Genomic DNA, 8,077 nt, shown 5'->3' with positions numbered 1-8,077 from the left:
TGGTTGTCCGCGATCATGGTGTACGACCCGCCGGTGTAGATACCATGGGTCCACTTCGTGCCGCTGCCCGAGTTGGTGCCGTCGATGTCGAAGCCGATGATGCTGACGTAATTGCCGCGGTTATCCCATGCATTGTTGTTGGACGAGCTCGCCGGCGGCACGATTTTCGCGCCCCACTTCGTCGTCGAGATCCAGTAGATGCGGGCCGAGCTCATACCGCTGGCCGTCGTCTTGATACCGCCCGCATAGGTGCCCGGTGCCACCCAGACGGTCGTACCGGCGCGGGTGGCAGACTTGGCCGCACGGGCCAGCGTCTTGAACGGTGCGGCTTTCGTGCCGGCCGCGCTGTCGGAACCGGTCGGGGACACATAATAGTTATAGGAGGTGGTCGGGGTCGACATCATCGACGAGGTCGTGTTCACGCTCGTTACAGTTGCCAGCAGGTGCGGTGCGCCATCCGCGGCCGTTGCCGGTGCGGTCGCGCTGTCCTCCGCAGTCGCGTCGGTGGTCGATGCCGCCAGCGGATTGGCGTCGTAGCCGACCAGTTCGAAGTTGGCGGAGGCTGCTTCGGTCGCTTGCGCCGCGGTTGCATCAACCGGGTTCGGCGTCTCAGCGGCACCGTTTGCGGCGGACTCGTCCACGCTCGCCGTGATTGCGGCGGTTTGGGCCTGCTGGCCGTTGCCGGCGTCGGTCAGGCCGCCACCACATGCGGTCAACAATACCGTGGCGCTGCAGCACAGCAGGGCGTTGAGACGGAGATCCGAAGCAAAAGTCACCAGTTTTTTCATCTGAAGGTTTCCTTACATCAAAAAGTGAATGTAACCCTTTGATGCAAGGAAACTGCCTAAGTTCAATCTTTTTTAAAGAAAATTTCTCGGCATAATGAATTCACAAAAGACATTACTCATAGGACTCAATGTGTTGCATACACCCAAATTGCAAACTTTTCGCCGAATGCCGCTTCAGAAAAATGCACACAATGTAACAAGTTCCGCGATCGGTCGCGTTCGGCGCGAATGCCGAGAACGACAGGCGCGTACACCGTTATGAGCTATGTCGTATTCCGCGCTGCAACCAAGCGCGGCGATCGATGGTCATACGAGACCGGAAGACATGACGAAAGGGTTGCGCGATGGGTGATTACCTGAGGATCCAAGAAATGTTGAAGGAAGGCGAAGCCTATGCCGGCCTGATACTCGGCAAGAACGGCGAGGCCGACTACCACCTGGTGCTGCTCGCGGACGAAGCGTCGGATGTGAGCTGGCCAGCGGCGCGGGAATGGGCGGCCACGCAGGACGGCGAATTGCCGACGCGGCGCGAACTGGCCCTGCTCTTCGCCAATCTTCGTGAACGCTTCGACCGCGTCTGGTATTGGTCGAGCGAACAGCACGACACACGGCCGCAACTGGTCTGGGGACAGAATTTTGCCAGTGGCATCCAGACCGTGTACGGCCGTCCGTTCCGCGGACACGCACGTGCAATCCGGCGCATCGCCAACGGATGATAACGACGGAACCCGAAGCCTGAGCCGGCAAGCGCGCCGGAAGCGGAAATGGTGACGAGGCGGCACGGTATCGCTGTCGATGGCGAATGCCGTGCCGAAGTCTACGTGCCGATGCCTACCGTATATAGGTCGGAACAAAGATGGGCAGCGCATGGAACCGGGCGCGGTCCGTCACCATCGGAATGTCCGACCGCCCCCGGCCCGCCGGGCCGGTCCAGCTTACTGCGTGCCCTTCGCCTCGGCTGCGACGTTGGCGCGGCCGATCGGCTGGTCCATATTGGCCAGGAACCAGGCCGTCGTCGCCATCACGGCGGCGTGGCGGCGCAGGTTTTCCGGGTTGACCTTGTCGAACGTATCGGCGGGGGTATGGTGATAATTAAAATAATCGGACGAATCGATCCACGGCTCGAAACTCGGCACGCCGGAATCCTCCAGATCGTGCAGGTCGCCGGCGCCGACGACGTCCTCGCGGCGGAACGCGCCTGCGCCCATCGGGTACAGGGCGGCCTGCAACGGTGCCAGCAACCTGGCGCCGGCCTGGCTGATGCCGGCGCGCACGCCGAACGGGCGGCCCGAGCCATTGTCGTCCTCGTACGCGGCGAAGTGCTTTTCGGCGATCTTCTTGTTGACGGCGTCATAGGTGTGACCGCCGCGTCCGCCATTCTCTTCGTTCATCCAGGCGATGACGCGAATCGTGCGGCGCGCGTGGTAGTCCAGCTTGCGCAGCGTGTTGATCACCTCCATCGCACTGACGACGCCCGATGCATCGTCGTTGGCACCGGTGGCCAGGTCCCAGGAATCCAGGTGGCCCGACACGAGGACGATCTCGTCGGCCTTGTCCGTGCCCGGCCAGTCGGCGATCACGTTATAGCTGTCGGCGTCCGGCAGGATTTGCGGCGTCAGCGTCAGGTGCATCGTGACGGGGCCGCGCCTCGACAGGCGCGCGATCAGCAGCGAATCCTCGATCGTGACGGCCGCCGCCGGGATGCGCGCATCGTCCTTCAGCAACGTGGCGCCAGTATGCGGGATGCGGTAGGCGGCCCCGCCGACGGCGCGCACGAGGGCGGCGGCGGCGCCCATCTCGGCCGCCATGCGCGGGCCGGCCCCGCGGAATGCGACGGCCTGGCCATAGGCCGTGCCGGCGAGGCCGCGGTCCGCCATGTTCTGGTCGAACGGCACGTCGAACAGGACGATGCGTCCCTTCACCTCCGCCCCGCGCGCCTTCAGTTCCTCGAAGGTGCGCACGACGATGACGGGCGCCGTGATGCCGGCGGCCGGGGTCGCGCCCGATCCGCCCAGTGCGGCGAGCACGATTTTCTGGCTGACACCGGCCGGACGGCCCTGGTAATCGACGAGCGTCGCCTTCTCTTCTCCGCGCACCCAGTGCGGCACCTTGATCGGCTGCAGCGTGACCTTCGCGCCCAGCTTGCGCAATTCGTCCGCCACCTGGTGCACGGCGGCGGCGGCGCCGGGCGAGCCGGACAGCCGGGGGCCGACGAGGTCCGTCAGATCCTCGAGCCGCTGGTAAGCGTAATCGCTGTGCAGCGCCGTATCCCGCACCTTGGCGAGCGCGGCCGGATCATTGCCGGGGCTGGCGGCGTTCGCGTTGCCTACCAGAAGGCAGGCGGCAATCACGCCCATCGCAGGAAAACGGAGATGGTTCATACGTGTAATCCTTGAATGCGTAGAAAAACTTCAACGATAACGCATCTGCGCCGGTTTGGGGAAATATATTGCTGTAAATACATCGAACCGTGCCGATGCCGGGCGGGCCTGGTCAGGCGCGGCCCGGTACGAGACGCACGAGCGTGATCTCGGACGGCGCACCGAAGCGCTTCGGCGGTCCCCAGTAGCCCGTCCCGCGGCTCGTGTAGACCCACAGCGAGCGCACGCGGTTCAGGCCGGCCACGAAGGGTTGCTGCAGCGGCACGAACAGGTTCCACGGGAAGAACTGGCCGCCGTGCGTGTGGCCGGACAATTGCAGGTCGAACCCCGCTGCGGCGGCAGCCGGTGCGGTGCGCGGCTGGTGAGCCAGCAGGATCCGCACGGCGACGTCGTCCGGCGCGCCGGCCGCCGCCAGGTGCGGATCGCTTTTATGCGCCGGATTGAACAGCTGGGCCGTGTAGTCGGTGACGCCGGCAATCATCAGCGTGGCATTGCCCCGGCGCCGGATCACGTGCTCGTTCATCAACACGCTCAGGCCCAGGCGGCGCACCTCGGCCACCCACTGTTCCGCGCCCGAATAATACTCGTGGTTGCCCGTCACAAAGAACGTACCGTCCGGCGCGGACAGACGCGCCAGTGGTTCAGTGTGCAGGGCCAGGCGCTGCACGCTGCCGTCGACGAGGTCACCCGTGATGGCGATGGCGTCCGGCTTCAGGGCATTTACCTTCGTGACGATGGCATTCAGATAAGGCCGGCGGATGGTCGGGCCGACGTGGATGTCGGAAATCTGTGCGATCGAATAGCCGTGCAAGTCCTCGGGCAGGCCTGCGATCGGCACCTCGACCTTGACGACGCGCGCGACCCGGCGGGCGTTGACGAAACCGATCAGCGTCGCCGCCAGCGCCAGCAGGGGCACGGCGACCGCGCTGTCGTGCGTGAATGCCGGTCCGTCCGCGCCGGCCAATGCGAGGCACAGGAGGACGACATCGCGCAGGAGCGTCAGCACGAAGAGTGACGAAAACAAGCCCATTGCAAGCAGGCCGGCCCATGTCAGCGCTGCCGTCCAGCGCGTGCGGCGCAGGCTCGGTGCAACGAGGCCGATCCGCACGAGCGCTGCGGATATCGCGAGCAATATGCTTCCTGCGATCATTCCCGCCAGGCCAATGCCCAGTGCAGGCAACAGTCGTAGCCCGATATACGCATGCAACAGGATCAGAATGGCAAGAACGGAAACGAAGGAACGGTGGCGCGCCATGGCAAGTCCGGACAGTCGATAACCCTTCGAAGATGGGGCGGGCGGGTCCTGACTGCAAGGGAAGAAAATGGCATGGCGTAACCACAGTGAAAAAGTCGTTGCCGCATTGCCATATGATCATTATACTTTTCCAAATTGACATCATTCATTAACAATCAACTAATTAGAAAGTTATCAATGTCGATCCGCAAAAAGCTCCTCGCCGCCCTGATCGCCGCCTGCTCCTTCACGTCCGCCACCGCTGCCGTTACCTACAGCACCGGCGCCGATGCCAACCACGACGGCAAGGACGACCAGTTCACCGTCAACGGCCTCGCCGCCTACCTCGTGACGTCGACCGCCATCGGATGGCCGGTATTGCCGAACTCGTCTATTACGAGCGGCAAATACATTTCCTGGGATCCGATCCAGTCCGGGCGTAGCCCCAGCACGCTGAGGAATAATACCTATGCGTATGCGTTCCAGTTCAACTGGTCCGGTGCGGCGCTGACCACCGACGTGGATTTTCGCTGGGTCTCGGACGACTACCTGACCGACGTCACCCTGAACGGCGTATCGCTGGGTGTTAACAATATCGGCGCCAATGAGGTCTGGAAAATTTCCAACGTGGCCAGCGTGACCGCCAATGTCACCCAGGGCCTGAACACGCTCCAGTTCCTGGTCGCGAACGGCGGCGGCGGCGCCACCGGCCTGGCGGCCGACTTCACGATCAACGGCAATGCCAGCCTGGTGCCGGAACCGGGCTCGTTCGCGCTGTTCGGACTGGGCCTTGCACTCATCCCTGCGTTGCGCAAACGTTCGACCAGGAACTGATCGGATCACACGGCTGTTCCTTGATCAACAATAGTTCGCGTCCGGCAAATGTTACTGCCGGAAAGCAGATGTAATAATCTGTTTTAACCCGTGGCAGCGCCCGCCACCCGATCTATGATGCTTGCATGCCTGACGTTTTGTGATCATCCCGATCCCCGTTGAGGCGCAAGGAACAAGCCATGTTGAAGAAAAAATGCATTGGTGCCATGCTCCTGGCCGCAGCAGCCGTGTCTTCCACGGCGATGGCTGACGATCGGGGGGTGAACACGGTCGTGGGCGCGCTGGCGGGCGCTGCCATCGGCAGCAGCGTGGGTGGTCGCGACGGTGCCCTCGTCGGTGGCGTCATCGGTGCCGCCGTCGGTAATTCCGTCCGCACGAACGACGATTATTATTATCGCAACCGCGGCTACGCGTACTCCGGCGGCTATTCGAGCGGTTATTCGAGCGGCTATTACCAGCAACCGGCACCGGTGTATGTCGAATCGCGTCCGGTGTACGTCGAACCGCGCGGCTATTACTACAATCCGCGCCCGGACGTCGTCGTCGTCGAGCGCGGCCGCGGCGACTACGACCACCACGACCGCGGCTGGGATCGCGGCCGCGGCTGGGATCATGACCGCGGCTGGGACCGTGGCCGCGATCACGATCGCGGCGGCTGGCACCGCTGATCGCTTTTCCTTCAGAGAACCGCGCCTCGTGCGCGGTTTTTTTATTGCCCGGCCACGCCGGCCAGAGCGGGCCCGGCCGCCCGCGCATCGGCTTTCAGCGCATACCACGTCCATAAGCCGCCACACAGGTCGATCGTCCCGAACAGGACGATCATCGGGCTGGCAAGACCCATGAGCGCGAAGACCGTTCCGTTTCTCCCTCCCCCCGCTACCGTCCCGCAGGCGGCACGGGGCCGCCGGCCGGGAGGGCACATGGTCGAAGCAGGCGACATCATCACATTGACGGCGGGCGCCTGGCGCCTGCAGGCGCCGCTGGGCAGTTCCAGCTATGGTGTGTTATGGCGCGCCGAGTCCGTGCCGGGCGGCATGCCGGCGGCCCTCAAACTCGTCAACCGCGCGCAGATGGACCTGGCCCTGCCGCCGCAACGGGTCGCGTGGTGCGGTTGCTTCGATGCGGAGATTGCATTCCTCCGTACCCTGCAGCCGTGGGACCAGCGCGACATCGTGCGCCTGCTCGACAGCGGCGAACACGACGGCCTGCCGGCGCTGGCGCTGGAACTGCTGGACGGCGACCTGGGCACGCACCTGGCGGCGTTGCGTGCACGGGGCACCGGTCCCGGCATCGGGCAGGCGCTGGCCTGGACGGCGCAGGTCAACGGCGCGCTCGCGAAAGTCCATCAATACGGCTGGCGCTACCTGGACCTGAAACCGGCCAACCTGCTCGTCGATGCGCGCGGCGGCACGCTGAAGCTGGCCGATTTCGGCACCAACCGTCCGCTGCGCGACAGCGCCGCCCACGCCTACGTCGGCACCGCAGCGTGGCAGGCGCCCGAGCAATTCTTCCCCGATGCGTGCGGGCGCTACCGGACGGACGCGCGCAGCGATTATTTCGCGCTGGGCGCCCTCCTCTACAACCTCGTCACCGGCATCCCGCTGYGCTTCTGCAGCGCCTGTGCCGAGGCGTACCGGGCGCATGGCACGGCCGGTGCGGCCGCGCTGCGCGCGCGCCATGGCGGCGCCCAGCCTGCGGTCCTCGAGCCCGACGAAGCCGCGCTGTTCGCCGCCCACGCGGCCGCACGCGCCCAGCACCCACTGCTGGTGTTGCTGCGCGCGCTGGTCGCACCACGGCCGGAAGACCGCCCGCGCCACGCTCTCGAGATCAGCCGCCTGCTCATGCGCGCCGCCGCCAGTCTGGCCCCGGCCGCGGACAGCCTGCGGAGGGCAGCATGAGACGCGCAGCGCAGTCCGTGCCGCGCCTGCTCGCGGGCGCCCTGCTCGCCGCGCTGTGCGCACTGCAGATGGCCGCGCTGCTGCGCGCGCCCGTCGCGTGGATGCCGGCACAGGTCGCCGTCGTGCTGGACCGGGCCGCCACGCGGATCCTCGACCATGCGGCCCTCGGCGCACCCGCCGCCGACGGCGGCCGCCTGCAGCTGCGCCACGACGACCAGGGCGGATGGTGGGCAGCGGACGACGGCACGGGCCATCCGCTGCTCGTGCAGGAGGGCTCGCACGTGCGCCGCGGCGGCAGCGTCATGCTCGCGCCGGGCCAGGAGTTCCAGCTGGGCGCATTGCGGATGCACGTCACCGCGGCGGGCGCGGATGGCGTCGAGCTGACGGCCGGACCGACACGCTGGCACTACGACGGCGCCCTGCTGCGCCGCGACGGCAAGCCGCAGCCGGCGTGCCCCGACGCCCGCCTCGGCACGCTCCTCGCGGGACTGTGGAACCGCGGCGCACCGGCTCTGCTCAGGTTCGACCGGCCACTCGTCTTCGGCGGCAACCTCGATTGCGGCAACCGCATCGCCATCGCCGGGCTGGCGGCACCGGCAGCGACCCTTGCGCGCGGCGCAGCCGGCGACGGCATTGTGCTGGCCGCCACGCCGGCCGTGCCACTGCTGCTGGCCGAGGATGGTCACGCCGACCTGCTGGCCGGCCGGCCGCTGCGGCTCCGCGCGGGCCAGGTCCTCGTCGCGGGCCGCACGCGCCTCGCGCTCGCGCCGGACGGCGACGTGCTGCACCTGCGTCCCGCGGGCCACGTCGGGCTGTATGCGGACGCGCAGCTGCGCCTGCCGCCCGGCGTCACATGGACATGGACCCGGCGCGGCCCCTGGGACTTGGCGCCGCAGGCGATCGCGCCGCTGCTCGCCGCGCTGGGCCTCGCGGGCGCGGGCG

8 protein-coding genes and 1 pseudogene are annotated in these 8,077 nt (G+C 66.3%); 5 read left to right on the top strand and 4 right to left on the bottom strand.

Annotation, left to right across the window (positions count from 1 at the left end):
• Window positions 1-788 (bottom strand): DUF1565 domain-containing protein (locus AC1DYX_RS24695; RefSeq protein ID WP_477263787.1); only part of this gene is annotated, 788 nt, incomplete at its 3' end.
• 344 nt (window positions 789-1,132) lie between these two features.
• Between AC1DYX_RS24695 and AC1DYX_RS24690 the strand changes: the two genes are divergently transcribed.
• Complete coding sequence (locus AC1DYX_RS24690; RefSeq protein WP_477263785.1) at window positions 1,133-1,504, top strand: Lcl C-terminal domain-containing protein; 372 nt, start codon at window positions 1,133-1,135, stop codon at window positions 1,502-1,504.
• A gap of 219 nt (window positions 1,505-1,723) precedes the next feature.
• Here AC1DYX_RS24690 and AC1DYX_RS24685 read toward each other — a convergent pair whose 3' ends face one another.
• Window positions 1,724-3,169 carry a M28 family peptidase gene (locus AC1DYX_RS24685; RefSeq protein WP_477263783.1) on the bottom strand — a complete coding sequence of 482 codons (1,446 nt, stop codon included), beginning with the start codon at window positions 3,167-3,169 and terminating at the stop codon, window positions 1,724-1,726.
• A 112-nt stretch (window positions 3,170-3,281) separates the two neighbouring features.
• The gene (locus tag AC1DYX_RS24680) at window positions 3,282-4,424 is read right to left on the bottom strand and encodes a metallophosphoesterase (RefSeq protein WP_477263781.1); all 1,143 of its coding nucleotides are present in this window, start codon (window positions 4,422-4,424) and stop codon (window positions 3,282-3,284) included.
• Between the two features lie 177 nt (window positions 4,425-4,601).
• Between AC1DYX_RS24680 and AC1DYX_RS24675 the strand changes: the two genes are divergently transcribed.
• Complete coding sequence (locus AC1DYX_RS24675) at window positions 4,602-5,237, top strand: PEP-CTERM sorting domain-containing protein (RefSeq protein WP_477263779.1); 636 nt, start codon at window positions 4,602-4,604, stop codon at window positions 5,235-5,237.
• 179 nt (window positions 5,238-5,416) lie between these two features.
• The gene (locus AC1DYX_RS24670) at window positions 5,417-5,905 is read left to right on the top strand and encodes a glycine zipper domain-containing protein (protein ID WP_477263777.1); all 489 of its coding nucleotides are present in this window, start codon (window positions 5,417-5,419) and stop codon (window positions 5,903-5,905) included.
• Window positions 5,906-5,946: 41 nt separating this feature from the next.
• Here the strand turns inward: AC1DYX_RS24670 and AC1DYX_RS24665 are convergent, their stop codons facing one another.
• Window positions 5,947-6,078 carry a hypothetical protein gene (locus AC1DYX_RS24665; RefSeq protein WP_477263775.1) on the bottom strand — a complete coding sequence of 44 codons (132 nt, stop codon included), beginning with the start codon at window positions 6,076-6,078 and terminating at the stop codon, window positions 5,947-5,949.
• Window positions 6,079-6,157: 79 nt separating this feature from the next.
• Here AC1DYX_RS24665 and AC1DYX_RS24660 point away from each other — a divergent pair, with 79 nt between their 5' ends.
• Both AC1DYX_RS24660 and AC1DYX_RS24655 read left to right on the top strand, forming a co-directional pair.
• On the top strand, window positions 6,158-7,135 hold the full coding sequence (locus AC1DYX_RS24660; RefSeq protein WP_477263773.1) for a protein kinase domain-containing protein: 978 nt from the start codon (window positions 6,158-6,160) through the stop codon (window positions 7,133-7,135).
• A pseudogene (locus AC1DYX_RS24655) lies at window positions 7,132-8,077 on the top strand (FtsW/RodA/SpoVE family cell cycle protein); the annotation flags it as partial. The gene AC1DYX_RS24660 and the pseudogene AC1DYX_RS24655, both read left to right, overlap by 4 nt.

It is taken from the genome of Massilia sp. P2_C2 (assembly GCF_056404615.1).
Note: the sequence above shows the minus strand (reverse complement) of the source record. Positions and strands in the feature narration are given on the sequence as shown.